The organism is Flavobacterium phycosphaerae (genome assembly GCF_010119235.1).
Classification (GTDB): Bacteria; Bacteroidota; Bacteroidia; order Flavobacteriales; family Flavobacteriaceae; genus Flavobacterium; species Flavobacterium phycosphaerae.
Genome location: NZ_JAAATZ010000001.1, coordinates 175754 through 202285 on the forward strand (window position 1 = coordinate 175754; position 26532 = coordinate 202285).

The 26532-nt window shown below is 35.9% G+C and carries 26 protein-coding genes and 2 tRNA genes; 9 read left to right on the forward strand and 19 right to left on the reverse strand.

The window, feature by feature from the left end:
• The first annotated feature begins 162 nt into the window (after positions 1-162).
• Entirely contained in the window at positions 163-558 is a 396-nt protein-coding gene (locus GUU89_RS00795; RefSeq protein WP_162126163.1) for a hypothetical protein, read from the forward strand.
• A gap of 70 nt (positions 559-628) precedes the next feature.
• Positions 629-1066 (forward strand): VOC family protein, encoded by a 438-nt coding sequence (locus GUU89_RS00800; RefSeq protein ID WP_162126164.1) that lies wholly within the window; start codon positions 629-631, stop codon positions 1064-1066.
• Between the two features lie 123 nt (positions 1067-1189).
• On the opposite strand, the gene GUU89_RS00805 is transcribed toward GUU89_RS00800, so the two are convergent.
• The 7 genes from GUU89_RS00805 to typA form a co-directional block, all read right to left on the reverse strand.
• Positions 1190-1756, reverse strand: coding sequence for a fasciclin domain-containing protein (locus GUU89_RS00805; RefSeq protein ID WP_162126165.1), 567 nt, complete (start codon positions 1754-1756; stop codon positions 1190-1192).
• A 235-nt stretch (positions 1757-1991) separates the two neighbouring features.
• On the reverse strand, positions 1992-2468 hold the full coding sequence (locus tag GUU89_RS00810) for a lipocalin-like domain-containing protein (RefSeq protein ID WP_162126166.1): 477 nt from the start codon (positions 2466-2468) through the stop codon (positions 1992-1994).
• 38 nt (positions 2469-2506) lie between these two features.
• The gene (locus GUU89_RS00815; protein WP_162126167.1) at positions 2507-3181 is read right to left on the reverse strand and encodes a hypothetical protein; all 675 of its coding nucleotides are present in this window, start codon (positions 3179-3181) and stop codon (positions 2507-2509) included.
• 131 nt (positions 3182-3312) lie between these two features.
• The gene (locus GUU89_RS00820; protein ID WP_162128595.1) at positions 3313-3609 is read right to left on the reverse strand and encodes a LytR/AlgR family response regulator transcription factor; all 297 of its coding nucleotides are present in this window, start codon (positions 3607-3609) and stop codon (positions 3313-3315) included.
• On the reverse strand, positions 3579-4061 hold the full coding sequence (locus GUU89_RS00825) for a LytR/AlgR family response regulator transcription factor (RefSeq protein WP_162126168.1): 483 nt from the start codon (positions 4059-4061) through the stop codon (positions 3579-3581). The genes GUU89_RS00820 and GUU89_RS00825 overlap by 31 nt, the downstream gene beginning before the upstream one ends.
• A 7-nt stretch (positions 4062-4068) precedes the next feature.
• The gene (locus GUU89_RS00830) at positions 4069-6066 is read right to left on the reverse strand and encodes a tetratricopeptide repeat-containing sensor histidine kinase (RefSeq protein WP_162126169.1); all 1998 of its coding nucleotides are present in this window, start codon (positions 6064-6066) and stop codon (positions 4069-4071) included.
• A 140-nt stretch (positions 6067-6206) separates the two neighbouring features.
• A complete protein-coding gene (gene typA, locus GUU89_RS00835) occupies positions 6207-8003 on the reverse strand; it encodes a translational GTPase TypA (protein WP_162126170.1) in 1797 nt (598 codons plus the stop codon).
• A 138-nt stretch (positions 8004-8141) separates the two neighbouring features.
• Between typA and GUU89_RS00840 the strand changes: the two genes are divergently transcribed.
• Together GUU89_RS00840 and GUU89_RS00845 are read left to right on the forward strand one after the other, a co-directional pair.
• Complete coding sequence (locus GUU89_RS00840) at positions 8142-9887, forward strand: PAS domain-containing sensor histidine kinase (protein ID WP_235921914.1); 1746 nt, start codon at positions 8142-8144, stop codon at positions 9885-9887.
• Positions 9888-9890: 3 nt separating this feature from the next.
• A complete protein-coding gene (locus GUU89_RS00845; RefSeq protein ID WP_162126171.1) occupies positions 9891-10298 on the forward strand; it encodes a response regulator in 408 nt (135 codons plus the stop codon).
• Between the two features lie 74 nt (positions 10299-10372).
• Here GUU89_RS00845 and rpsT read toward each other — a convergent pair whose 3' ends face one another.
• The 4 genes from rpsT to proS form a co-directional block, all read right to left on the reverse strand.
• On the reverse strand, positions 10373-10624 hold the full coding sequence (gene rpsT, locus GUU89_RS00850) for a 30S ribosomal protein S20 (protein ID WP_162126172.1): 252 nt from the start codon (positions 10622-10624) through the stop codon (positions 10373-10375).
• Between the two features lie 151 nt (positions 10625-10775).
• A tRNA-Glu gene (locus GUU89_RS00855) sits at positions 10776-10847 on the reverse strand.
• Between the two features lie 22 nt (positions 10848-10869).
• Positions 10870-10941 (reverse strand) — tRNA-Glu (locus GUU89_RS00860).
• Between the two features lie 82 nt (positions 10942-11023).
• The gene (gene proS, locus GUU89_RS00865; protein ID WP_162126173.1) at positions 11024-12502 is read right to left on the reverse strand and encodes a proline--tRNA ligase; all 1479 of its coding nucleotides are present in this window, start codon (positions 12500-12502) and stop codon (positions 11024-11026) included.
• Positions 12503-12603: 101 nt separating this feature from the next.
• Between proS and GUU89_RS00870 the strand changes: the two genes are divergently transcribed.
• The 4 genes from GUU89_RS00870 to rimO all read left to right on the forward strand — a co-directional run bounded on the left by GUU89_RS00870 (position 12604) and on the right by rimO (position 16640).
• Entirely contained in the window at positions 12604-13446 is an 843-nt protein-coding gene (locus tag GUU89_RS00870; RefSeq protein WP_162126174.1) for a hypothetical protein, read from the forward strand.
• Entirely contained in the window at positions 13443-13583 is a 141-nt protein-coding gene (locus GUU89_RS00875; RefSeq protein ID WP_162126028.1) for a hypothetical protein, read from the forward strand. The genes GUU89_RS00870 and GUU89_RS00875 overlap by 4 nt, the downstream gene beginning before the upstream one ends.
• A 77-nt stretch (positions 13584-13660) precedes the next feature.
• Positions 13661-15220, forward strand: coding sequence for an OmpP1/FadL family transporter (locus GUU89_RS00880; protein ID WP_162126175.1), 1560 nt, complete (start codon positions 13661-13663; stop codon positions 15218-15220).
• A 118-nt stretch (positions 15221-15338) separates the two neighbouring features.
• A complete protein-coding gene (rimO, locus tag GUU89_RS00885) occupies positions 15339-16640 on the forward strand; it encodes a 30S ribosomal protein S12 methylthiotransferase RimO (protein ID WP_162126176.1) in 1302 nt (433 codons plus the stop codon).
• A 35-nt stretch (positions 16641-16675) separates the two neighbouring features.
• Here the strand turns inward: rimO and GUU89_RS00890 are convergent, their stop codons facing one another.
• Positions 16676-17554 carry a TorF family putative porin gene (locus tag GUU89_RS00890; protein WP_162126177.1) on the reverse strand — a complete coding sequence of 293 codons (879 nt, stop codon included), beginning with the start codon at positions 17552-17554 and terminating at the stop codon, positions 16676-16678.
• On the reverse strand, positions 17544-19652 hold the full coding sequence (locus GUU89_RS00895; RefSeq protein WP_162126178.1) for an ATP-binding protein: 2109 nt from the start codon (positions 19650-19652) through the stop codon (positions 17544-17546). Before GUU89_RS00895 ends, GUU89_RS00890 begins: the two co-directional genes overlap by 11 nt.
• Positions 19653-19868: 216 nt before the next feature.
• Between GUU89_RS00895 and GUU89_RS00900 the strand changes: the two genes are divergently transcribed.
• Positions 19869-20864 carry an FAD:protein FMN transferase gene (locus GUU89_RS00900; protein ID WP_162126179.1) on the forward strand — a complete coding sequence of 332 codons (996 nt, stop codon included), beginning with the start codon at positions 19869-19871 and terminating at the stop codon, positions 20862-20864.
• 54 nt (positions 20865-20918) lie between these two features.
• Here GUU89_RS00900 and GUU89_RS00905 read toward each other — a convergent pair whose 3' ends face one another.
• The 6 genes from GUU89_RS00905 to GUU89_RS00930 form a co-directional block, all read right to left on the reverse strand.
• Complete coding sequence (locus GUU89_RS00905; protein ID WP_162126180.1) at positions 20919-21776, reverse strand: T9SS type A sorting domain-containing protein; 858 nt, start codon at positions 21774-21776, stop codon at positions 20919-20921.
• Between the two features lie 46 nt (positions 21777-21822).
• Entirely contained in the window at positions 21823-22356 is a 534-nt protein-coding gene (locus GUU89_RS00910) for a YceI family protein (RefSeq protein ID WP_162126181.1), read from the reverse strand.
• 5 nt (positions 22357-22361) lie between these two features.
• A complete protein-coding gene (locus tag GUU89_RS00915; RefSeq protein WP_162126182.1) occupies positions 22362-22703 on the reverse strand; it encodes a hypothetical protein in 342 nt (113 codons plus the stop codon).
• Between the two features lie 4 nt (positions 22704-22707).
• A complete protein-coding gene (locus GUU89_RS00920) occupies positions 22708-23574 on the reverse strand; it encodes a DUF5777 family beta-barrel protein (RefSeq protein WP_235921915.1) in 867 nt (288 codons plus the stop codon).
• 7 nt (positions 23575-23581) lie between these two features.
• A complete protein-coding gene (locus GUU89_RS00925; RefSeq protein ID WP_162126183.1) occupies positions 23582-23980 on the reverse strand; it encodes an OB-fold protein in 399 nt (132 codons plus the stop codon).
• Between the two features lie 167 nt (positions 23981-24147).
• A complete protein-coding gene (locus GUU89_RS00930; protein WP_162126184.1) occupies positions 24148-26349 on the reverse strand; it encodes a B12-binding domain-containing radical SAM protein in 2202 nt (733 codons plus the stop codon).
• Positions 26350-26532: the final 183 nt, after the last annotated feature.

Here is a 26532-nt window from a genome sequence, read left to right on the forward strand (position 1 = left end):
TGTTGCAAAAAATGTTTTTTGAGGTAAGTTGAAACAGAAATGTTAAAATTTGAGTGTTTCAAATCGATATTAGAATAGTTTTCTCGCTAATGATAACAGGAAAATTGAAAAAGAAATTTATTTATCTTTACATCTAATCGCAATCAAGAACCGACAGACGAAATGAAAAGTAAAATTTTTAATTCTCTTTTGATTATCAGCTCGCTTTTGGGCTATTTAGAGTGGGGTAAAAATAGCCATTCGTTTCTTTTTCAAGCCGAAGGTGAAATCCTTTCCAAATTATTTACGGCTCCACTAACAACACTCCATCCCTTTACAGTATTGCCACTGTTGAGTCAGATAATTTTATTAATAACATTATTTCAAAAGACACCCGGCAAAACTCTTACCTACATAAGCATAGTGGGCTTAGGTTTGTTATTAGTATTTATGTTGGTCATTGGCCTATTGAGTTTAAACTATAAAATAATTATTTCCACCATTCCCTTTTTGACCGTATCGGTTTTAGCTATTAAACATTACAGCAAAAAGAATGATGAAGAACCAAAAACTGTTTAGTAATTTTTATTCCCTGTTGGTACAACAACAGTTACCCTAAGAAATAAAAAACAACTTAAAAATAAAAAGTATGGCACTTATCAATCCACATATTAATTTTAATGGCAATGCCGAAGAAGCGTTCAATTTTTACAAATCTGTATTTGGTGGAGAGTTCTTAAAAATCATGCGGTTCAAAGACTTGGCCAGTGATGAATTCCCTATAGCCGAAAATGAAGCTAATAAAATAATGCACATTGCTTTATCCATTGGTCCAAACATTTTAATGGCTAATGATGTTCCTGAAAGTATGGGTCGAACCAACGAAAATGAAAACCGAAGCAAAATCTCAATCAGTACAGAAAGCAAAGAAGAAGCCGACAAATTATTTAACGGTCTTTCTGCAGGCGGACAAGTTGAAATGCCTATAGCTGTCAGTCCATGGGGTTCTTACTTTGGCATGTTTAGAGACAAATACGGCATTGAATGGATGGTAGATTTTGACCCCAATTATAAAGGTCAAATTTAGCAAAGGCCAAACCGCAGTTTATAATTATTCCTAACTTTACTCAAAACTCAACAACAAATAAAAAAGCCCCGAATTATCGGGGCTTTCTAGTACAAAATGTATTTCGAAGTACAGTAAGTATCGTTATGATTTTGGTGTTACTACGGCATCAATTACATGAATCACCCCGTTAGATTGGTTAACATCCGCAATGGTTACTTTGGCGCTTTTTCCGTTTTCATCTGTTATGTACAGGGCTTTGCCTTTCATCCAAGCGGTAAGGGTGCCACCACTTACAGTGTTAAGCGTAGCTTTCCCATTTCCCTTTTTTATAGCTGCCGCAATATCCGAAGCGTTCATTTTGCCGGCTACTACATGGTAGGTCAAAATAGTTTGCAGTGTTTTTTTGTTTTCGGGTTTTAGTAAAGTTTCTACTGTTCCCTTTGGCAATTTATCAAAAGCGGCATTCGTAGGAGCAAAAACGGTGAAAGGCCCTTTTCCTTGCAGGGTACCTACTAAGTCAGCAGCTTTTACAGCGGCTACTAAAGTGGTATGGTCTTTAGAATTTACCGCGTTTTCAATAATGTTTTTAGAAGGGTACATTGGGGCTCCTCCTACCTTTACAGTTTTTTCTTTTTGGGCAAAAGTGGCAGTTCCTACAAACAGAGTCAGGGCAAGACAGGCAGTTCTTAAAAAATTTCCGGTTTTCATAATGATGTGTTTTAAAAGTTATATTGCCATTTACGCCAACCCTTGCTGTTTGGTTTTGGGAAAGTTTCTTTTTTTGAAAAAAATTATGGAAACCTTATAGCCCTAGCCCGGATGGGAACGGCATCCTTTTGTGCCGGTGTTCGGCACAAAAGATATAGTGGACAGCCGGAAACAGCTCCTAACAAAAAACCACCAACTTTCGTTAGTGGTTTAGCATTGCAATTAACCTTTTTATTTATTTTGAAAATGTCATTACGGTTTTTTTGCCGTTTTGCTCACTGGATACCACCAGTTTATTGGCTGTTAATTCATCAACCGCAACCGTTTCGGACTTTTTGGATTTATTGTCGGTCATGGTGATTTTGTTGTCCTCAAAAGTGTAAGTTGCCGGAGTTTCCTTTACCATTGAGTTTTTGAAAGTCATGGTACCGTCATCATTAAAAGTATAAACCGTTTCGGCAATCATTTTTTTCTTCATGTCTTCCAGCGCCTGCTCTTTTCCTTTTGGAGCTACCATATCTAAATCGATAGCCGATAGTTTCCAAACCCCTACTACTGAGGCAGTCGATTCAGGAGCTACTTCTTTTTCAGGAGCTACTTGTGTAGTGTCAGCAGTGGTTACACTATTTTCAGCTTTGTTTGTTTTGTCGGCACATGAAGCAAAAAGCATTGCTGTTACTGCCATTGTCATAAAAATTGATTTTTTTCTCATAATTAAAATTGTTTTCTAAGTTTATAAAAATTACCAGCCTAGTACTTTCTTGAGTAGTTTTTTTCCTTTGCCCTTTTTCTCTTCTTCTTCCGCTGCTTTTTAGCCTCCTCGGCTTTTTTGTCGTCTTCGGCTTTTTTAGCATCGCTGGCTATTTTTTCCTCGGCTTTTTTCTTTTGTCCTTCGTTAAATAAATAGGTATTATCTATCGTAAACATTTGAGGTTTGATTAGAAATACGGTATCACCATATTTTTCATAGCCGATTTTGTCACGATAACTTAATGATATTGAAATTTTAACCATTCTTGATTTATCTCTATATTTAACCATATTTTCAAGTTTGTCGGTGAGTGAAACGGCACCTCTACTGTCATAAGAAGAAAAGTCAGTTCTTGGGTTTTTATCCGTTGTAATATTGTAAAAAGTATTAGTATCTTCTAAAAAGAATTTAATAGCATTTGACCCATCTTTGGTTATTACATAATCACCGCAAGATTTTCCCTCCTCATCCAATAGTTGAACGAATAAATATAATCTGCCTAAACCATAATAGTCGAGACTTTTGAATTTATCAAAAGCAACTTCTATTTTGTTAATTTCTTCGATTTTTGTGATTGTTGTTTCTGAAACTAATTTGTCGTTGATTTTAAGTTTAATTTGCGCATGCAACTGACTGGCAAAAAGAGCCACAAAAAGCAGTATTGACTTTCTCATTTTTATCTATTTAAAAATTTATAGAATCAAAAGTATAGATTAAAAAATGCTGAAAATAGGCAAATGAAAGTTCGATAGTCATGCCTGAAAGTTTGCTGACTATGGTAGAAAATTCGTTTTAAGCAATAGGCCTAAAGCGTATCAATGAGCGCTAAAAATTCTTCTTTTTTTCGGGTGGATAACGGGATAGTACTTTTATTTTTCATCACAATGGTATTGCCACCATCTGATTTAATAAAGTGATCAAAATAGCCCATATTGATTAAATGCGACTGGTGTGCTCTGAAAAACTGAAACGGTTTAAGCAGGGTTTCATATTCTTTTAAGGTAGTAGAAACGACCAATTTTGGGGCATTGATAAAATAAAAAGTGGTATAATTTTTCTCGGATTCGCAGTTTACAATATCCTGAATATTGACCGAATATATTTTTCAGCCGTTTTTAAAACCAGTTTTTGGAGGTTTTTAGGACGTTCTAAATTGGAAAACAAGGTGTTCAGTTTGAGCTCCATTACATCTTTGGTAAGTGCTTCTTCCGCTTTTCTGACGGCCTCAACCAAATCATCAGGATCTAAAGGTTTCAGTAAATAATCGATTGCGCTGAAGCGGAAAGCCCGAATAGCAAAGTCTTCGAAACCGGTTATAAAAATCACTTTGAAAGTAATTGGTTTTAGTTTTTGAAGCAAGTCAAAACCGGTACCGTCAGCCATTTCCACATCCAGAAATACAATATCAGGGATTATTTGTTTGATTAAATTCACGCCGCTTTCTACGCTGTCAGCCTGACCAATAATAGCAATATTAGGACAATTCAATTTTATAATCTCGACATTTTTTATGCGAATAGCATCGATATCATCAATAACAACAGCTCGTAACATAGGCGGTTTAATTTTCGTAAATATAAGGTATCTCAAAAAATACTTTGGCGCCAATTATATTTTTTTGGTCGTCAAGCCGGTTTTCGGTTTGCACTTCAAAATCGGTTTTCTTTGAAATATTGACCAATCGTTCTTTGGTGATTTTCATAGCCAATGATTTATGATTGACCGTTTCTTCATGACTAAAACCCACTCCGCTATCCGTGATTTCAAAAAGCAGTTTTTCGTTCTCAAATTTGAAACTGATGTTGATTTGTCCCTTCTCTATGGTATTTTTCAATCCGTGCTTGATGGCATTTTCGATGAATGGCTGTGTCAGCATGGGTGGCAGCAAAATACTTTCGGAATCCAGTGTTTCATCCACTTCAATATCAAAATCAAACTTATTATTATACAACAATTGCTGAATGACCAAATAATTATCAATCATGGTCAGTTCTTCGCTTAGCGAAATATAGTTTTCATTAGAATTTTCGAGAATTTGACGGGTTAATTTTGAAAACTTAGTCAAATAATTGACCGCTTCTTTGTCTTGTTTGTTAAAAATAAGACTCTGAATATTATCGATAGAATTAAAAATAAAATGAGGATTCATTTGGCTTAACAGTAGCTTTTGATTGAGTTCATTTTTTTCAAAATTGGCAATAGCTTGTTTTTGCTTGTTGCTTTTGTTCAAGAAATAACCAATAGCAAAAAACAAAAATAACACGAAGGACAGACCGATAAGCAAATTGTTTTTGAAGGCATTTTTCTTTTGATTGGCTAATTTAACCGCATTTAGTTTTCGTTCTTGTTGTAACTTAAGCTGACTTTGCTTGGTTTCGTATTCGTACTGCAATTGCTTTTTGCTAAGTGTGTTATCGTTCTCTTCCTTTTTAATGCTATCTTTTATCATAGCATAGGATTCGCCGATTTCAATGGCTTTGGCGAATTGTTTTTGCTGTTTGTATAAACGATATAAGTTTTCTAAAGCTTGTTTTTGAAATTCGAGATGATTGATTTTTTGAGCAAAAGTCAAACCGTTTTTCAGGTTAATTTCGGCTTCCACATTCTTTTTTTGTTTACCCAAAACACTTCCGATAGCTATAAAAGATTTAGCATTGTTTTCGGGTAAACTGCTATTGAGCAAACTCTTTCTGTATTCGGCTAATGCCGAGTCAAGGTTGTTATTGCATTTTTCTGCATTTTGTCCCAAATTAAAATAGATTTCAGATAAAACGTCTTTGTCATTCAGTTGTAAGGCCAACGCCAAACCTCTGTTTAAATAATTGGCCGACGAATCACAATGGTTCAATTCCTGCTGGCACTTGGCAATACTGATGAACAGCAAAACCTTCTGAACATTGTCTTGAAAACTCAGCTCTTCTGTCTTGTAATAGATGTTGTAGGCTTTGATATAATATTGTAATGCTTCATTGTACTTCTTTTGCTCGTTATACAAATTGGCTATGCTTTGCAGCGCGTAGGAAATGGAACTTTTATGCTTTTCTTTTTCAAAAATATGTAAGGCTTCAAAATAGTTATTGATGGATTGCTTGGTGTTTCCAATCTTATTATACATCACTCCAAGGCTCATCAGCACATAAGCTCTTCCGCCGATATATTTGTCGGACACAAAATACTTTGGATTGAAATATTCTAAACTTTTGTGAAGGTTTTTAATGGTAACCAGGTAATCGGTTTGCATAGTCTGGTAAGCCTTATTTACATAATAAACCGCTAAGGCGTCATAGGCTTTTTCCTTAATCGCTTCGTTGCTTTTTTTATCATTTATGGAGTGAAGCGCTGTGGCTTTCATCTTTTCGTTATAGTACTCGTATTCTTTTGAAGTGTTGGAAATATTAATCAAAAGAAGACTGAACGCCCTTATCTTGGATGTATCATTGGCGCGGCTATTGATAACCTGCTTCAACGAATCGATGTTACTATTTTGAGCAGTACAAACCGTTATCCCCAAAAACATAAAAACGAGAAGTAGTTGGCTAATGGCTGTAAATTTGAACATATGATTTTATTTGAAAAGTAAAAGGATTCGTAGCTAAACAAATGTACGTTTTTTGAAATTAGTTTTGGTTGTCCGAAATTTTTAGGCAAAAAAACCACCAACTTTCGTTGATGGTTTTCTATATATTTTGAAAACTAAAATTACATTTTAAAACGTTTTCTGTCGTTTTCGTTTAAGTATATTTTACGCAAACGCAACGATTTTGGTGTTACTTCTACATACTCATCTTTTTGAATGTATTCTAAGGCTTCTTCCAAAGAGAATTTGATGGCCGGAATAATTCTGGCTTTATCATCGGCTCCCGAAGAACGTACGTTTGATAGTTTTTTAGTTTTGGTAACATTCACCGTCATATCATCGCTACGGGTATTTTCACCAATAACCTGACCTTCATAAATATCTTCGTTAGGATCAACAAAGAATCTTCCTCTGTCTTGTAATTTATCAATAGAGTAAGGAATCGCTTTTCCGTTCTCCATAGAGATTAACGAACCGTTGTTTCTTCCCGGAATTTCACCTTTGAATGGCTCGTATCCAATGAAACGGTGTGCCATAATAGCTTCACCGGCAGTGGCAGTCAACAATTGATTTCTCAACCCGATGATTCCTCGTGACGGGATGTTGAATTTTACAATCATACGCTCGCCTTTTCCTTCCATAGATAGCATTTCTCCTTTACGAACCGAAACAAACTCTACCGCTCTACCAGATAAATGCTCTGGTAAGTCAATAGTCAATTCTTCGATTGGTTCGCATTTCACACCATCCACTTCTTTGATGATTACCTGTGGTTGCCCAATCTGCAATTCATAACCTTCTCTTCTCATGGTTTCAATTAAAACCGATAAGTGTAATACCCCACGGCCAAATACCATGAATTTATCGGCTGAATCAGTATCACCCACTTTTAAAGCTAAGTTTTTCTCAAGCTCTTTGGCCAAACGATCTTTAATGTGACGTGAAGTCACAAACTTTCCTTCTTTACCAAAGAACGGTGAATCGTTAATCGTAAACAACATACTCATGGTTGGTTCATCGATAGCGATGGTTTGTAACGCTTCAGGATTTTCGAAATCGGCAATAGTATCTCCAATTTCAAAACCTTCAATTCCTACGATAGCACAAATATCTCCGGCTACAACCTCAGCTACTTTTTTACGACCCAAACCTTCAAACGTGTGTAGTTCTTTGATTCTGGATTTGATTATTTTCCCGTCTCTTTTTACTAAAGAAATCGGCATTCCTTCTTTTAAAACACCTCTTTCTAAACGGCCAATCGCGATACGACCGGTGAAAGAAGAGAAATCTAAAGAAGTAATCAACATTTGTGGTGTTCCTTCGGATACTTTTGGAGCCGGTACATTGGCTACTACCATATCTAACAAAGGCTCTATGTTTGACGTTTGGTTTTCCCAGTGGTCAGACATCCAGTTATTTTTAGCTGAACCGTATACCGTTGGGAAATCCAACTGCCATTCTTCAGCGCCTAATTCAAACATTAAGTCGAAAACTTTTTCGTGTACTTCTTCCGGAGTACAGTTTTCTTTGTCTACTTTATTAATTACCACACAAGGCTTTAATCCTAAATCGATGGCTTTTTGCAACACGAAACGCGTTTGTGGCATTGGCCCTTCAAAAGCATCTACTAAAAGACAAACACCGTCAGCCATATTCAATACTCGTTCTACTTCACCACCAAAATCGGCGTGACCGGGAGTATCAATAATGTTGATTTTGGTTCCTTTATAAACCACCGAAACGTTTTTGGATGTGATGGTAATTCCTCTCTCACGCTCCAGGTCGTTGTTGTCAAGAATTAAATCACCGGTATTTTCGTTTTCACGAAATAATTGACAGTGATACATAATTTTGTCAACCAAAGTCGTTTTTCCGTGGTCAACGTGGGCAATAATTGCAATGTTTCTAATAGATTCCATGTGTGCTTTTTTGTGGGTGCAAAGGTACACTTTATTTTCAGATAAAAAACCAATAACAAATTAGTTTACACTTTATTAAAATTGGGACAAAAGTTTATAAAATCCTTGATAAGTTTTTAGGCAAATTTTAAAACTTATATGAAAATCTATATATTTGGAGTAATGAAAAATAATTCCAATAAAACAACGCTTACCTACGTCCTAATATTACTGTTTGTGACTGTTATTGGTCATAAAATTGTTGCCAATCTTTCTTCTGACCATATCCCTGATACCATTTTAAGATACAGTTACTTAAAAGATCTTGTTTTAATTCTGTTTTCCGGTTTTGTTTTTAAATACATTTTATACCGAAACGACAAAAAAAATGAATCTATTTTTGAGAAGCTTCAGGAAACCAATAACGAAATCATAGAGTCAAACGAACGATATGATATAGTTGCCAAAGCCACGAGCGATACCATTTGGGATTGGAAAATTGAACAAGATAGTTTTATTTGGAACAAAGGAATTCAAGGTGTTTTCGGATATAAAAAAGAAGATGTCGGCAAAACATCCAAATGGTGGTTTGACCGAATTCATCCGGAAGACAGCCTAAAGATGTCTGTGAAATTATATTCCTTTTTGGAGCAAAAAACTGAAAAATGGCAGGATGAATACCGTTTTCAATGTGCTGACGGCACCTATAAATATGTATTCGATAGAGGATTTTTAGTAAAAGACAAAGACGGAAAGCCTATTCGTATGATTGGAGCCATTCAGGATGTCACTAAAGAAAAAGAGGAAGAACAACGCCTTCGATTGTTGGAAACGGTAATTACGCAAACCAAAGATGCGGTCATGATTACTGACATTGACACTTCGGAAAATGTGATTCCGAATATCATCTTCGTCAACTCGGCTTTCACTGATATGACAGGGTATCCGGCAGAAGAAGTTATTGGAAAATCACCCGTGATGTTTTTCGGTCAGAAATCAGACATTTTGGAATTTGACAAATTAAAAACCGCCATTCAAGAGTATAAAGAATGTTTTGTTGAAACGATTAGCTACAAGAAAAACAAAGAGGAATTTTGGATAAATTTTTCCATGATACCGGTAACCAACAAGGATGGCGAACATTCCCACTGGATTTCAATCCAAAGAGATATTACCGAAGAAAAAGAAAAAGAGAAAGAAAGAGAACAACTGATTAGAGAATTAACCCAAAACAATAAAGACTTAAAACAATTCTCCTACATCACATCGCACAACCTGAGAGCACCGTTATCTAATTTAACCGGATTACTGAATTTGGTAGACGACATGACGATAACCGATCCTGAGTTGAAAGAGATAATTAACGGTTTTTCCAAATCGACACATTTACTGAATGAAACCATAAATGATTTGGTGAAAGTGGTAATCATTAAAGACAATCCATCTATTGAAAAAGAGAAAGTCTTAATTAAGGAGATTTTTGAAAACGTTTTCAATCAATTGAGTTTTTTAATTGGTCTTCACAAGCCCATCCTTAAGATTGATTTAGAAGAAGTGACTATTTTAAATATAAATAAGTCCTACTTAGAAAGTATTTTTCTAAATTTACTCACCAACTCCATAAAATACCGCTCAGAGAACAAACAACTGAGAGTTACTATTTCCTCAAAAATTATAGACGACAACCTTGTATTAACGTTTAAGGATAATGGAATTGGCATTGATTTACAAAGAAACAAAGACAAGATATTTGGTTTGTACCAACGTTTTCACAACCATCCTGACAGTAAAGGACTAGGCTTGTATCTTGTAAAATCACAAGTAGAAGCTATGGGTGGCACCATAACGGTAGAAAGCGAAATCGGGAAAGGAACCACTTTTACTATAATTTTTAAAAACAGTTAATAAATGCTAGATAAAATCTTTTGTGTAGACGACGACCCAATAACGCTCATGCTTTGTAAAAAAGTAATTGAGAGAGTCGAATTTGCCAAAGAAATACTCACCGCACAAAACGGTGAAGAAGCTATTCAATACTTTCATGACTTGGCCCAAAACCCAAATGATGCTAGTGCATCGTATCCTAAATTAACCTTTTTAGATTTGAACATGCCTGTAATGAATGGCTGGGAATTTTTGGAAGTTTATTTGCAAAAAGGCTATCAAAACCTTTTCCCGGATGCCAAATTCATTGTGCTTTCCTCGACGATAGATCCAGACGATGTGAATCAGGCCAAGAAATACCCTATCGTGGTTGATTTCTTATCAAAGCCGATAACTAAGGAAATGCTGGAAGATTTGAAAACCCGATTTTAATCAGAACTTTACATAAAATAAAAAAGCACTCAAAACTGAGTGCTTTTTTTATATCTTAAAATAATCTGTTTAGATTATAACTTCGAAACGTGTTTCGTTAGTTTAGATTTTAAGTTAGCTGCTTTATTATCATGAATGATATTTTTCTTAGCTAATTTGTCAATCATAGAAATAACTGTAGATAATTTTGAAGACGCTTCAGATTTATCTGTAGCCATTCTCAATGCTTTGATAGCGTTACGAGTGGTTTTGTGTTGATATCTGTTCAACACTCTTTTCTTTTCGTTGCTTCTGATTCTTTTTAAAGCTGACTTATGATTTGCCATTTTCTTGTAATTTAATTGTAATTAATAATAAACTATTTAGTTAAAAAAGAAAAACCTCCCACAATTATAAAATCACTTTGGTTTTAACTAATAAAACAAAAACGAGAGACACTTCACTTTTGCTTTATAAAACTAATTTACAACTAATTTGTAGCCCGTAGGGGAATCGAACCCCTCTTACCAGGATGAAAACCTGGCGTCCTAACCGATAGACGAACGGGCCAATTTTAAGCCTGATAATTTAGTAGCCCGTAGGGGAATCGAACCCCTCTTACCAGGATGAAAACCTGGCGTCCTAACCGATAGACGAACGGGCCATCTTTGCTTAAAATTGCGGTTGCAAAAATACAACTATTTTTCAATCACACAAGGCTGCAACTATTTTTTTTCTGATTTTTGTTAGTAAGCCTTTGCAAACAGCACTCTGCCAGTAGATTTACCTCCTGAAAAAACGCATTTTCCTTCTTCAGCTTTTTGATCTAAAGGAATACAACGAATGGTGGCTTTGGTCAAATCTTTGATTTTTTCTTCCGTTTCCGGAGTTCCGTCCCAATGGGCAGATACAAAACCGGTCTTATTTTCCAACACCTCTTTAAATTCTTCAAACGAATTGACTTCGGTTATGTGTGTATTTCTGAATTCCAAGGCACGATTGAATAAATCTTTCTGAATTTGCGCTAATAAGTCAGCAATATAGTTGACTGCTCCGTCATTCGAAACAACTTCTTTAGTCAATGTATCGCGGCGGGCAATTTCAAATGTTCCGTTTTCCAAATCTTTTGGTCCAATAGCCATTCTAACCGGAACCCCTTTCAATTCCCATTCGGCAAACTTAAATCCTGGTTTCTGAGTAGTTCGGTTATCAAATTTAACTGAAATTCCAATCTTTTTAAATTGAGTCACCAATTCATTTGCAACCACTGAAATTTTATCCAATTCTTCATCCGTTTTAAAGATGGGTACAATGACTACTTGAATAGGCGCTAAATTGGGAGGCAACACCAACCCATTATCATCGGAGTGTGTCATCACCAAGGCTCCCATCAAACGAGTTGAAACACCCCATGAGGTTCCCCAAACATATTCTTGTTTCCCTTCCTGATTGGCAAATTTAACATCAAAAGCCTCAGCAAAATTTTGACCAAGAAAATGTGATGTACCTGCCTGTAGTGCCTTTCCATCCTGCATTAAAGCCTCAATGCAATAAGTTTCTTCAGCACCGGCAAAACGTTCCGTTTCTGTTTTTAATCCTTTGATTACAGGGATGGCCATGAAATTTTCGGCAAAATCAGCATACACATGCATCATTTTTTCTGATTCTTCAATGGCTTCTGCCTTTGTGGCATGAGCAGTATGTCCTTCCTGCCATAAAAATTCAGCCGTACGCAAAAACAAACGAGTTCTCATTTCCCAACGCACTACATTGGCCCATTGGTTAATTAACAAAGGTAAATCTCTATAAGACTGTACCCAGTTTTTATAAGTCGACCATATGATAGCCTCTGAAGTTGGACGAACAATAAGTTCTTCTTCTAATTTAGCATTCGGATCGACCATCAGTTTCCCAGGACGGGATTCATCATTTTTTAGTCGGTAATGAGTAACTACTGCGCATTCTTTCGCAAAGCCTTCAGCGTTTTTTTCTTCCGCTTCAAACATGCTTTTGGGCACAAAAAGAGGGAAATAGGCATTACTGTGTCCGGTTTCTTTGAACATTCTGTCTAATTCTGCTTGCATTTTTTCCCAAATAGCGTAGCCGTATGGCTTGATAACCATACAACCTCTAACCCCTGAGTTTTCGGCTAAATCAGCCTTAACCACCAGCTCATTATACCATTTGGAATAGTCTTCCGTTCTCTTTGTTAAGTTTTTACTCATAATGAATAGTTTGGCATAAAAATTGTTTAACTTTTTTTAACTAAATAGTTCGGCAAAACTAACTATTTTTGTATAGTCCAACAATATAAAATGCTATAGATATGAAAACTTATTATTTATCCGGCAAAAGAGCATCCATTTATTCCCTATTTGGATTTTTGGCTCTTGCCATTACTTCTTGTGGCTCTTACCAAAACAGTTCTTATTATGACGGAGATGGTGTTTACGGAAATTCTGAAAACAATAACAAGCAAGCCGCTTCAAACGAAAAAAGCCAAAGCAATAAATATCAAGAATATTTCAGCGATTTAAATAAAGATGCTGAAGTATTCACAAATGTTGACAACTATAGCACTGTAACCAATGACTCTGTAAAAAAAGTTGAAAGTTATAACGACAATAATTCTGGCTGGGGGAGCAACCCACAATCAATAACCGTAAATGTTTATGACAACAATTGGGGTTGGAGTTATTGGAACAACTATTGGTACGGCAGTTATTGGGGCTGGAACAGTTGGTATGGGCCATCTTTTGGATGGGGTTGGAACAGCTGGTACGGACCAAGTTGGAGTTTAGGTTTTGGATGGAATAGCTGGTATAGTCCTTGGTACGGAGGATATTACGGATATGGATACAACAATTGGTGTGGTAATTATTATAATCATTATTACTATTCCTATGCCGGCGGAAGAAGAGGTACTGCCTACTATGGTGCAAGAAATGGAAATGGAAGAAGCTATGCCAATAACACACGTGGTTACAGAGGAAATTCTTTAATATCAAACGGTACCAGAAGCCAAAACTTTGGCAGCAGAAACCAAAACTTCAATAACACTCGTTCTAATACAACTAATAACACCGTTAGAAATAATTCTTTCAGTTCGCCACGAACAAACACCAATCAAAATTATAACAACACTACTACCCAACAAGAGGTAACGTGAGATCAACAGAATCGACCCCTACTCGCTCTTACACCCCAAGCAGCAATTATGGTGGAGGAAGATCAACCTACGGAGGTAGCAGCGGTGGAGGTGGAGGATTTAGTGGTGGAAGATCATCATCCGGCGGAAGAAGATAATATCATACTATTTTAAAACACACCTATGTCTTTGTTTACAATTGCATAGGTTTTTTTTGAACAAAAATTAATTTGCAATGAAAAAAAACATACTATTATTATTGACCGGGCTTAGTTTTTTAACGACACAAGCTCAAGAAGCCACTCAGCAAGATGCTCTAAGATTTGCCGTTGAAAACATTACAGGAACCGCCCGATTCCGCTCTATGGGTGGAGCCTTTGGAGCATTAGGAGGCGATTTATCCGCTTTAAATCAAAACCCCGCCGGCTCTACTTTTTTTAACAACAATTATGCTACAGCAACATTAACAAGCTATAATGTTAAAAACAGTTCAAGTTATTTCGGAACCAAAACAAAAGAGAATGACAATTCATTCGATTTAAATCAGGCTGGAGTTGTTTTCGTTTTTACTGATAACAATTCGAAAACCGATTGGAAAAAATTCACAATTGCAGTGAATTATGAAAACAATAACAACTTCAATAACAGCATTTTTTCGGCAGGAATTAACCCCTACAATTCTATCAGCCAATATTTTGTAAACCAAGCAAATGCTTCAGGAGGAATTCCTTTAGAATTATTAAAAACTTTACCTAATGAAACCTATGCCGATTTATACAATTACTTGGGAGGTTTGCCGGATGGTGATTACCCTAATATAAATGGCTTTCAGGCACAACAAGCTTTCTTTGGTTATCAAGGGTATGCTATCAATCCGGTTAGTGATACACCCGGAAACACTCTTTATACTTCCAATGTTCCTACTTCCAATAATTATTATCAGGACTATTATGAGAACACAACCGGTTACAGTGGCAAAGGGACTATTAATTTTGCCACAGTTTATAAAAACATCTTATCGTTAGGAGTTAATTTAAATTTTCATTTTACTGATTTGACAAGAATTACTTCAGTCTATGAAGATTATAATATTAACGATTTAACAAAACTACAATCGCTTCAATTTGATACCGAAACCCACACATTTGGTCAAGGATTTTCATTCAATCTTGGCGCCATAGTCAAAGCTACTAAAAGTTTGCGTTTGGGATTATCCTATGAATCACCAACTTGGTACCGACTAGAAGACGAACAAAGACAAGTAATTTGCGCTGATTGTTATTCGCAAAACAATGCAGTTGTTGTAGATCCAAACACCATCATGATTTATCCGGCCTATAAAATTCAAACACCCTACAAATGGACCGGAAGTGCTGCTTATATTTTTGGCAAAAAAGGGTTGTTGAGCGTTGATGTTTCAACCAAAGATTACAGCACAACCCGATTCAAACCTAAATATGATTCAACCTATAAAATATTAAACGACCAAATGAAAAACAACCTTGATAAAGCTATTGAAGTTCGTATTGGTGGTGAGTATAAAATCAAACAACTAAGTTTACGAGGTGGATATCATTTTGATGAAAGTCCGTATAAAGTTGATGCCACTTTTGGTGACCTAACTGGATATTCTACGGGGATTGGTTATAACTTCGGAGAAAGCCGATTGGATTTGGCTTACTCTTACGAACACAGAAAAATGAATCAAGCGTTAATTTCTTCCGGCATGATTGATCCGGCAAGAATAAGTCAATACAATAACAACGTAACCTTGAGTTATTCCGTTAATTTTTAACAGAATACATCAGAAACAATTAAAACCACTTTATACAAAGTGGTTTTTTTATTTTAACAGTCATGCAACCAATTTAATTTGAAATAAAAGCGTAATTTTGCACTCCAATTTTAAATCTATGAGAACTAAGTCTTTAAAGAAAAATAAAATCAATGTCATCACGCTGGGATGCTCCAAAAACACTTACGACAGTGAAGTTTTGATGGGACAATTAAAGGCCAGCGGCAAAGACGTAGTACACGAACAGGAAGGAAACATAGTGGTTATCAACACTTGCGGTTTTATTGACAATGCCAAAGCTGAGTCGGTAAATACCATCTTGGAGTATGCTGATAAAAAAGACAAAGGTCTGGTAGATAAAGTATTTGTGACCGGCTGTCTTTCCGAAAGATACCGTCCCGATTTAGAAAAAGAAATTCCCAATGTAGATCAATATTTCGGGACAACCGAATTACCATTGTTATTAAAAGCTCTTGGTGCCGATTATAAACATGAACTACTTGGCGAACGTTTGACTACTACTCCAAAAAACTATGCTTATCTAAAAATTGCCGAAGGCTGTGATCGTCCGTGCAGTTTTTGTGCTATTCCCATAATGCGTGGCAAGCACGTTTCCCAATCGATTGAAAAGTTGGTAAAAGAAGCTGAAGGATTAGCTAAAAACGGTGTAAAGGAACTAATTCTTATCGCTCAGGATTTGACTTATTATGGCTTGGATTTATACAAAAAAAGAAATCTGGCTGAACTGCTTGAAAACTTAGTAAAAGTAGAAGGCATTGAATGGATTCGATTGCATTACGCCTTCCCTACCGGTTTTCCGATGGATGTGTTGGAATTGATGAAACGCGAACCAAAAATTTGTAATTATATCGATATTCCGTTGCAACACATTTCAGACAACATTCTGAAATCAATGCGAAGAGGAACGACCAAAGAAAAAACAACCAAACTATTACAAGATTTTCGTGCTGCCGTTCCGGGAATGACCATCAGAACCACTTTGATTGTTGGTTATCCGGGCGAAACTCAGGAAGATTTTGAAACCATGCGAGATTGGGTTCAGGAAATGAAATTTGAACGTTTAGGCTGTTTTACATATTCACATGAAGAAAACACTCACGCCTATTTATTGGAAGACGATGTTCCGGAAGAGGTAAAACAAGCTCGTGCTGCAGAAATCATGGATTTACAATCGCAAATTTCTTGGGATTTGAATCAAGAGAAAATCGGACAAACCTTCAAATGCATCATCGACAGAAAAGAAGGCCAACATTTTATTGGAAGAACCGAATTTGACAGTCCGGATGTAGACAATGAAGTATTGATTGATGCTGCTAAATTCTATGTGAAAACAGGAGATTTTGTCAACGTAAAAATTATTGACGCTACCGAATTTGACCTTTACGGCGAACCAGTATAAAAAAAGCTCCAATTGAATTGGAGCTTTTTTTTATCTTAATAACTGAAACTAATTCCTGCTACTAGAAAATTTTTCCCGAATGTTTCTGTATTGTTCTTCGCTCCGTTGTGAATATAATTTAAAGATAATGGCATAGTGATTCCATTGCCCAAATCAAATTCCTTAGTGGCTTTGAGTCCCATATTCACAAAAGAAGCTTCATCATAATCGGCATACGAATAGTACTCCGCTTTATTATTTAAAACCGCACCAATTACCGGCGCTAATTCAATTGAATTAAGGACTTTAGAAGCAGATTTTTCAAATAAAGTAAAAGTATAACCGAGCTCTAGATAAGTAGTGAAATTTTGTTTCGGATTTTCGCCATCAGCATCATAACGGTAATCATTTCCTGCAACTAAAGTACTAATCGTAGCATTAAAAGGAAATTTATAGCCTTCCGAAAAATCGAAGTACAACATAGCGTCTACGGTTTTGGTTCCGTCTTTGCCATAATTGAAGAAACCATTATCAACTCCCTCTACTTTACTCACAGAGGGCCAATAATAATCCCAAAGTTGAAACTGTAAAAAATCATTAAGTTGGTAAGTGGCATAAAAATCGATTTCCTGATATCCTTTGTAAGCTGTTTCTCCATCCGGATAAAAATAATCTCCTTTGAAATTGGTTGTCGCCCAAAAACCTAACGAAAATTTAGGCGTTACAGCATATTCAATCGTTGGTTGAACTGCTACATAATCACCACCCCAGCATTGTCCACGCCAAAGATAGCGACTGACAATATCAACATTTAAATCGAGTTTTTTTTCGTTTGCTATGCTTACCGTATCTTTTTCAGACTCGTTTTCCTGTGAAAAACCGATAGCTGAAACTATCATAAAAAGTAATACTAATAGCCTTTTATTATGCTTCATTTTCGTTTTTTTTACGCAAATATTTATCTACTAATTCAAATAAACGCTCTCTATTTAAAGGCTTTGTGATGTAATCGGTAAAACCGGCTTCTTCAATTTTAAGTTTGTCATCCGATGAAGAATAGGCCGTTTGAGCAATTATAGGCAAGGTAGGACGAATTGGTCTTATTTGTTCTAAAGCTTCGAAACCATTCATCAATGGCATTTTGATATCCATTAGCACCAAATCTATATTGGGATTATTGATGCAAATATCAACCGCTTCCTGCCCATTGATAGCTCGCAAAATTTTGAAATTTTTGTTCTGCATCATTTTTTGGAACAATAGGAAATTGATATTATCATCTTCGGCAATCAGGATAACTTCTTCTTCTGATTTGATTAACTCAATGTTGTTGATTGGTTTTACCACTATATGCTCTACTTTGGCATACTTCAACGGAATAGAGAAATAAAACGTAGAGCCTACACCAACTTTTGATTCCAGACTTATTGTTCCTCCTAACAATTCGACATAAGCTTTTGAAATGGCTAAGCCCAATCCAAGACCTCCCACTTTGATAGAAATATCACTATCTACACGTTTAAATCGATCGAAGATATTTTTGTGATTGTCTTCATCAATACCCAGTCCGGTATCTCTGACAGTGAAATTGATGAGGTCTCTTTTTTCGTCAATTTCGTAACCAAAAGTAACTTCTCCTTCATCGGTAAACTTGATGGCATTCGTCAATAAGTTAATAATAACCTGCTTCAATTTGATATCATCGGTTAGTATATTGAACTCAGCAGGAGTTTTACTTTTAATCAATTTAAAATCGATTGCCTTATTTTTAATCGTAATTTTTACGGTTTCATAAAGCTCATTGACGCAAGATTCTAAATTAACTACTGCAAAATTCGGCACAATCTGATTCGAATCAATTTTTGACATTTCAATCAAATCATCAATAATGGAAACCAGATTTTTTCCGCTTTTTTCGATAACGTTCAAATACTCCAGTTTTTCTGTTTCATTGATATCGGTATTGATAATGAGTTCCGTAAATCCATTGATAGCATTCATTGGGGTTCGAATCTCGTGTGATAAATTGGCCAAAAAGGATGACTTCAACCTATCGCTTTCCTCCGCTTTGATTTTAGCCTTTATCAACTCTATTTTTTGATTGCTGTTTTCTTCGAATAAATTACCAATATAACTAAACTCCCCTGTGGTTTTCTTTAACTCACGTATGGCTTTTTTATTACCGGTTTCCAGCACTCTTCGTATTAAGTCTAAGGGATAATACACTAATCTTCGGGTGTAAATCAAATTAACCAAAAGGTTTACAAAGAACGCCACTATGATAACATAGAGTAAGTTGGTAGTGTTTTCAAAATAGACTGCAAAATTTCTTTTAAAAGAAAGCTCTGCCACCAGTTGATTGTTGTAATCTTTCAGGGGACTTAACGATCTTATTTTGTTTTTTTCTTCGTTTAAATCTGCGTAATTGTCAAGAATTTCAATAGAAGAACTAGTTAATTTTTCTAAATTTTTGATGAATTTTTGATCTAATAATCTAACCACAAAGAAGTAGCCTGAAGCCTTTGTTTTATTTTTTAATGGATCATCTGAAGGGTGAATTGCGGCTCCGGTGACTTCAACAATTCCTTCCGGAATTTTCATATAGAATTTGTTGATGCCCACTTTGTTCAACAAGTCCATTTCAGCTTTAGGAATGAAGTCTACCGATTTTATTTTGGGTGTTTCCGTTCTGATTATAAATTTTTTATTCACATCGTATACACCCAGATAGTCAGCCTCATAAATATTCAATTCATTACCTATCGATTCATTATACCATTTTACATTTCTATCTTTGATAAAGTTTACAAATTCATCCCAATTCGTATCATTATTAATGGCTACCAATATAGGTTTTGCATTAACCTCCAACAACTTACTCACCTCATTATCAAAATGTTCAACAGAATTAGCATAGACTTGTTTTTCTGCTTTTTTGGTATAATAAAACAATGCAAAATAGAGTATTATAAAGAATATACTCGAGGAGATTATCAACCAAAGTATCTTAGGAAATGTCTTTTTTAATGTCATTTTTTCAGTATTCTGAATTTGATTACAATCTTTAAAAATAATCTAAATAAATATGCTGTGATCGAGAATATGCAAAAGAAATTAACAAGTTATCAAGGTTTTTGATCTAAATCTCTTCGTATTTCAATTTAAGGATTAAGGCATTTTTAATATTATTTAAGGGCGGATAGCAGATAAAAAAGCTACATTTGTTTGACCAATTTGAGCTCTTATTTTATGAAAAAAATTATCATTATTGGCTTTCTTTTTTGTGTAGCATTGAGTTATGCACAAGAACCCGTTAAATTAGAAGGCTATGCCCAAGGCACTACTTATCATATTACTTATTTTGATAAAAAAAACAGAAATTGGCAAACCCAAATCGATACGCTTTTAAGACAATTTGACTTGTCGGTTTCTACCTATATTCCCAATTCAATTATATCAAAAATAAACACTAATAAACCTAATGTAAAGGTCGATAAATATTTTATTACTTGTTTTAAAAAAGCCAAAGAAGTTTGGAAAAACACTCACGGTGCTTTCGACCCAACAGTGTATCCATTAGTCAACGCTTGGGGCTTCGGGCCGGGGAAAAAACAAAAAATAGAACAATCCAAAATCGACAGTATGCTTCAATTTGTAGGCTTTGATTTGATTGCCTTAAAAGGAAAAAGAATCATTAAAAAAGATCCACGAGTAGCACTTGATTTTAACGCTTTTGCCCAAGGCTATTCAGTAGATGTAGTCTCCGATTTTTTGAAATCAAAAGGAATTCGAAACTTTATTGTTGAAATTGGCGGTGAAGTTTATGCTCATGGTAAAAAACCGAATGGCGAAAACTGGAAAGTTGGCATTGAACAACCTTATGACAATAAAGAAAGTGAAAACCCTTATAACATTATTGCCAATCTTGAAAATTTGGCATTAGCTACTTCGGGAAATTACCGCCGATTTATTATAGAAAACGGAGTAAAATATGCTCACCACCTTGATCCGAAAACCGGTTATCCTACCAAAAACAATTTACTCAGTGCTTCTATATTTTCAAAACAATGTATTGCCTCTGATGCAAATGCTACCGGGGTTTTGGTTATGGGATTGGATAAAGCGAAAGTATTTTTACAACAGCATCCGGAATTACAAGCTTATCTGATTTATTCAGATGAAAAAGGGAATTTCAAGACCTACAGCACTGATGGACTGTCTGCCATTTTAGAAAAAACAAAATAAAAAAAGCACCTATTTTTGAATTTAGGTGCTTTTACAGTTTAGTAAAAAATTGGGTTATTTACTAACTATGACTTCATAATTGGAAACGCCATTATCGTTTTGCAAACTAATGATATAATTACCCGCTGTCACATTAGATAAATCAACACTAAGCGTAGTATTGACAACCGATTGTTTCATTTCCTGTTGGTAAACTATTTTGCCCAACAAATCATATACCTTGATACTTTTCACTTCGTTTTTTGCATCAATATTAAAAATGCCTTTTGAAGGAACCGGGTAGATAACAACTACCGGATTTTCTGTTAAATTTTGCTCTACCGACAAAGCCGTTGGTAACCAATGTAAGGTAACCGAATTAATGTAAGTATCTCCGGTTGGAGTAAGTGTTTGCTCGTTAGGACCCTTGGTAAAAGTAAAGCCAATTAACTCGTTGTGAATATTATTGGCACCATCATTCCAGGAACTTTCTACCCAAATTTTATAGGTTCCATCTACAACGGTAGTTCCATTGGTAGCTCCTACTACATTTTTTCCGTCCCAGGTAATCGTTTTGGCACCAAAAGCAGTTGGGCTTGTGGAAGTAGTTCTTGTGGCTCCGGTAGAAGCATCAGTAGTATTACAAGTAGATCCTGTAGCTACTGTGGTGCTTGAACATCCTGATTTGCTGGCCCAAGTAGGCAAATGGTCATCTGTTGATGTAGAAGTGTAACGGCATTTTGTTTTAATAAATGTTCCGGTACCATTTTCAATCCAAACGGCGTAAACATTCTTAACTCCTTGATTTAAGGAAGGGCTCGTAGGCTGTGGTTGAGTATAGGTAAATGTTAATGTCCCTGCAGTTTGTGCATTCATATTGGCACCAAAGCATAACATAACAACTAAACCTAAATTCAGTAGTACTCTTTTCATTTTAATTGTGGTATTTATATTATTTGATTAGGTTGTTTACAGAAAACTATTTGTTTTCCATGGGTAATTTTAAAGTAATTTTGGCGGTTTCCGCCAAGGTCTTTTTGGCCAGTGCAGGAACTGCTATCTTGTAGTCTGCTAACTTAATATTGAATCCTCCCGAAATAATCAGCTTATTGCCATCAGCAGCCAAGGTCATTTTGGTTTTAATTTTATTGGTAACTCCGTGAATGGTTAAGTCACCTTCAACATCATAATTTCCTGATTTACCATCATAGCTCAACACTTTTCCTTTGAAACTGGCTTTTGGCAGCTTATCGCTTTCCATATAATTTTCATTGAAATGTTCTTCCATCAATGGCAATTTGAATTTGAACGATTTGACCATAGCTTGTACCACTAAATCACCGGTAGTTTTATCAAAAATACTGGAAACTGTACTATTGGTTGCATAAACTAAATCGGTTGCACCGGGAACGGTAGCGTCAAATTTTATTTCTCCTGAACGGGTTAGCATTTTTTGTGAAAAAACCATTCCACTCATTAAAAATGCTACTGCGATGATTATTACTTTTTTCATAATTTTTATTCTTCTATTAAACCTTGGGCAATCCAGGCATTAAACATATCAATTTGTACTTGTGGTAATTTTCCGCTTTGCGGCATCAATGCACAGGAGTTTCCATCAAGACGACATGAAATTGACTCAGCGTAATCAACAACCTCTTGGTAAGTTTCTAATGGCGAACTCGATTCGGTACCATTTGTACTGTGGCAGGATACACATTGTGCACTCATTAAAGGTTTTATATTGGCTTTGTAGGTAGGATTTTCAACATACCCAAAAACATCGGCATAAGTATCGGATTCACAAGACATAACAAATGAACCTAAGGCGATTAACAAAATAAATTTTACTGTTTTCATAGTCTTAAAAAACTCTATATAAATTAAATCCAAAATAAACACTTCCGCCATTCCATTTTCCGGTAGCATTGGTAAAATAGGCAATATCATTCATTGGTTGTGCATTGGAGAAAACCAACTGAAATACGTGACCTCCGGTATCAATATCAAAACCTGCTGTTAACGGATTGTGATAGTATTCATGCTCTTCCGGGTTTACACGAGCTGCATATTCTAAATTGAAACTAATGCGTTTTGATATTTTACATCTACCACCCATACCTACTACAAATTGGTCTTTTTTATCTGTCCCGGGTTGTAAATCATAAAGGTTTTTGTGAATGTACACCGGAACAACTTCGAGTGAAATTGCATCAGAAAATTTTCTTGAAATCAACAATTGGGTTGAATAAGCTAAACGATTAGATTGTTTGAAATTAGGGTATAAAGCTTTATCGAACTTAGAACCGTTAACATCTAAAGTATTGTAGCCAACTATAGTAACCGGAAAACCATCTTCCATTTGATTGGCCAATCGGTATTTTAAACCGGCTTCAAAAGTTTTATTATAAGTGTGACGAGCTAAACTGATGTTTAACCAATTGGTCACTCCATAAATCCCACCAATTTTAGTTAATGCGTTATCGAAACCGAAGAAATTATTAATTCCTTCTTTTAAATCACCAAAGCGGTGAGACACTAAAAAATACCATTCGTTTTTGTTGGTCATTTTAGTTGACTGCATGCTACAAACTTGCAATCCTTTGAAAGCTGATGCGGTAATTTCTTTTTGTTTTGGCACCGAATCGAGTTCACTCATCAAATCTTGTGCACTTGCTGTGTGAAAAGCAATGAGCAAGAGCGCTGAACCCGCCATTTTACTTAATTTCATTTTGATTTTATTTATTGGTTGATATGTTACATTGATCTAGCCTCAGTTCTCCTAAAAGATCGTCAAAGCCAACTACGCGACCTTTGACTGTTGCTTTTTGATTCACTTTGACAATGGTATTGGCTGTAGTAAAACTGCAATTTACTGTATTATCTAATATTACTTCAGTACCTTTTACCGAAGTTACCGTACCGGAAACCGCTATCGGTTTTTCTAAATATTTTTTATTAGAAGCCTCAACATTAGAAGTAAACTCGGCAACTATAGCGGCAGAAGTTACAGTAAAGGCAGTATCTTCAGCTTGTATGTCGCGTTTACCCCCGTGATACACATAATAGCGAACGGCAAAAAAACCAACGGCTAACACGACAATTACAAAAATTAAAAACTTTATTTTTCTGCTCATAGGATACGTTCTTTAATGATGTTTATCGGCTAAAATACTATTTCAAATTCAATGTTGTGAAACAATACTGTTAGTAAATCAATCTATATTGGCTTAAACATATAGTGTTAAAAAAACCCTACTCGAGTTTTCTTAAGATTTCTTAAGCAAGATTATTTTTTAAAAAACTACACAGTCAGCAAACCAAAATCGCGCAAAGTGACCATAGGCTTTGAATACCAAAACAATTCAAAATCATCAAACTGCGTTTCAAAATCGGCTTTAAGTTGGGCAAAAGTCTGGCCTTTTTGATTTGTTACCGATAGGGTATCTAAAATTGCTGCCAACCACTCGCCTTTCTCTTTTTCTACTGCGATTTCAATTTTTCCGGTATTGCTGTGAAAACTTAATTGCATCATTTCCCAGGAATGCCCTTTCTTGTATTTACTAAATATTTCGGTTTTTGGTTTTCCGCCCAGCCAAATAATCTTGGCCGAAGGTTTTGTGGACAACAATTGTTCTTTCTCTAATGACGTAATTATAAAGTCAGCGGGAATGGTTGTTTTGGGGATTTTGAAATCAAACCAATCCTGCAACTCATACTCGAAACCAATGCCATGCATGTAATTGAACAACGACTTCTTCAATCCGAAACTGAACTTATCGTGGTTAATACCTGTTTTGTCTTTAAACTGAATATCGTTATTGGCAAATGAAATTTCATTTAGCTCGGGAATTACTCCGAATGCTTCCGGAAACAAGCCTACCGGACTATGCGCTGTCATGGCAAACTGATGCCAAAAACCGGATTGGATTACACCCAATTCGAATAATTGGCGCACCATTTCTAAACTGTCTACCGTTTCCTTAATGGTTTGGGTTGGATAGCCATACATCAAATAGGCGTGTACCATGATACCACTTTCGGTGAAATTGCTGGTAACTTGAGCGACTTGTTCAACGGTTACGCCTTTTTTAATTAGCGCTAACAATCGATCGGAAGCTACTTCTAACCCTCCTGAAACGGCTATACAGCCTGATGCTTTCAGTAATACACATAAATCGCTAGTAAAGCTTTTTTCGAAGCGAATGTTTGTCCACCAAGTTACGGCTAGGTTGCGACGGAGAATTTCCAACGCCAGTTCACGCATCAATGCCGGTGGGGCAGCTTCGTCTACAAAATGAAAACCATTTTCGCCAGTTTGTGCTATTAGTTCTTCCATTCGATCTACTAGCAATTTTGCGGCTATTGGTTCGTATACTTTGATGTAATCGAGAGAAATGTCGCAGAATGTGCACTTTCCCCAATAGCAACCGTGTGCCATCGTTAGTTTGTTCCAACGGCCATCGCTCCACAAACTATGCATAGGGTTGGCGATTTCGATAACTGATATGTATTTATCCAACAGCAAATCGGAATAATCAGGCGTGCCAACTTGAGATTGTTTGTAGTCGGGTTGGGTACTGTTGTTTTTATAAACTACTTCATTGTTTTCGAGTAAAAAAGTTCTTTTGAGAGGCACTTCGACAAGCTCAGTGTGACAAACTGCTTCTAAAAGTAATTCAATTGGCAGTTCGCCATCGTCTAGTGTGATGAAATCAAAGAATTCGAATACTCTTTTATCTTTTAAATCACGGAGTTCCGTATTGGGAAAACCTCCTCCCATCGCTATTTTTGTGTTGGGATAGTGTTTTTTTATGAATTGGGCGATACGAAAAGCACTGTATAAGTTTCCGGGAAAGGGAACAGAAATGCAGACCAGTTTTGGTTGCACTTTGTTGAGTTTTTCTTCGAGGATTTTTAGTGTAATGGTATCGATATAAGTGGTTTCTTTTTGCAGATAGGCGTACATTTCGTCAAAAGAATTGGCGCTTCTTCCTAAGCGTTCGGCATAGCGGCTGAAGCCGAAATTTTCATCTATGCATTCAATAATAAAATCGGATAAATCTTCGAGGTAAAGTGTGGCTAAATGTTTGGCTTTATCCTGCATTCCCATAGAGCCGAATGCCCATTCCATATCATCTAACTGTTCGAAGCGGGCCGCTTGCGGGAGAAAATTACCGCTACAAATTTGACGAGCTAAAGTTTGATTTTTGCCTTGCAGAAATTTGATTACCGCTGCAATGGTTTTAATATATTCCTCTCGAAGCGAATAAATACGTTGCAGGTTTTGAGATGTTTCTAAGGTTCTTGAAGGAACCTTTGTGGCTTGGTTAAATATATTTTGCATCCCTTGCTTTGAAAAGAGCTCCAAAATTACTTCAATACCTAAATCCATTTGAAAAGCGGATTTGTTTTTGGTATTTAAAAAACCTTTCAAATAAGCCGTTGCGGGGTAAGGCGTATTGAGTTGGGTAAAAGGCGGCGTAAGGAGCAGGAGGTCTTTCATTTACTTTTATTGACAAACAAAATTACTCCATATTTTTAATGATGTCATGTATTTGTTAAATTTTCTCGGTAGAGAGGGTATTTATTTTGTCCATAATTTCAGTGGCAGCTTCAGTTTTATTGGTATAGTCAGCTGTGTAATCATTATTAACCAGACAAGAAAATGATTCAGCGATGCTTTTAA

Coding starts and splice junctions, on each gene's coding strand:
- GUU89_RS00795 (WP_162126163.1), top strand. CDS start 163: ATGAAAAGTAAAATTTTTAATTCTCTTTTGATTATCAGCTCGCTTTTG.
- GUU89_RS00800 (WP_162126164.1), top strand. CDS start 629: ATGGCACTTATCAATCCACATATTAATTTTAATGGCAATGCCGAAGAA.
- GUU89_RS00805 (WP_162126165.1), bottom strand. CDS start 1,756: ATGAAAACCGGAAATTTTTTAAGAACTGCCTGTCTTGCCCTGACTCTG.
- GUU89_RS00810 (WP_162126166.1), bottom strand. CDS start 2,468: ATGAGAAAAAAATCAATTTTTATGACAATGGCAGTAACAGCAATGCTT.
- GUU89_RS00815 (WP_162126167.1), bottom strand. CDS start 3,181: ATGAGAAAGTCAATACTGCTTTTTGTGGCTCTTTTTGCCAGTCAGTTG.
- GUU89_RS00825 (WP_162126168.1), bottom strand. CDS start 4,061: ATGTTACGAGCTGTTGTTATTGATGATATCGATGCTATTCGCATAAAA.
- GUU89_RS00830 (WP_162126169.1), bottom strand. CDS start 6,066: ATGTTCAAATTTACAGCCATTAGCCAACTACTTCTCGTTTTTATGTTT.
- typA (WP_162126170.1), bottom strand. CDS start 8,003: ATGGAATCTATTAGAAACATTGCAATTATTGCCCACGTTGACCACGGA.
- GUU89_RS00840 (WP_235921914.1), top strand. CDS start 8,142: ATGAAAATCTATATATTTGGAGTAATGAAAAATAATTCCAATAAAACA.
- GUU89_RS00845 (WP_162126171.1), top strand. CDS start 9,891: ATGCTAGATAAAATCTTTTGTGTAGACGACGACCCAATAACGCTCATG.
- rpsT (WP_162126172.1), bottom strand. CDS start 10,624: ATGGCAAATCATAAGTCAGCTTTAAAAAGAATCAGAAGCAACGAAAAG.
- proS (WP_162126173.1), bottom strand. CDS start 12,502: ATGAGTAAAAACTTAACAAAGAGAACGGAAGACTATTCCAAATGGTAT.
- GUU89_RS00870 (WP_162126174.1), top strand. CDS start 12,604: ATGAAAACTTATTATTTATCCGGCAAAAGAGCATCCATTTATTCCCTA.
- GUU89_RS00880 (WP_162126175.1), top strand. CDS start 13,661: ATGAAAAAAAACATACTATTATTATTGACCGGGCTTAGTTTTTTAACG.
- rimO (WP_162126176.1), top strand. CDS start 15,339: ATGAGAACTAAGTCTTTAAAGAAAAATAAAATCAATGTCATCACGCTG.
- GUU89_RS00890 (WP_162126177.1), bottom strand. CDS start 17,554: ATGAAGCATAATAAAAGGCTATTAGTATTACTTTTTATGATAGTTTCA.
- GUU89_RS00895 (WP_162126178.1), bottom strand. CDS start 19,652: ATGACATTAAAAAAGACATTTCCTAAGATACTTTGGTTGATAATCTCC.
- GUU89_RS00900 (WP_162126179.1), top strand. CDS start 19,869: ATGAAAAAAATTATCATTATTGGCTTTCTTTTTTGTGTAGCATTGAGT.
- GUU89_RS00905 (WP_162126180.1), bottom strand. CDS start 21,776: ATGAAAAGAGTACTACTGAATTTAGGTTTAGTTGTTATGTTATGCTTT.
- GUU89_RS00910 (WP_162126181.1), bottom strand. CDS start 22,356: ATGAAAAAAGTAATAATCATCGCAGTAGCATTTTTAATGAGTGGAATG.
- GUU89_RS00915 (WP_162126182.1), bottom strand. CDS start 22,703: ATGAAAACAGTAAAATTTATTTTGTTAATCGCCTTAGGTTCATTTGTT.
- GUU89_RS00920 (WP_235921915.1), bottom strand. CDS start 23,574: ATGAAATTAAGTAAAATGGCGGGTTCAGCGCTCTTGCTCATTGCTTTT.
- GUU89_RS00925 (WP_162126183.1), bottom strand. CDS start 23,980: ATGAGCAGAAAAATAAAGTTTTTAATTTTTGTAATTGTCGTGTTAGCC.
- GUU89_RS00930 (WP_162126184.1), bottom strand. CDS start 26,349: ATGAAAGACCTCCTGCTCCTTACGCCGCCTTTTACCCAACTCAATACG.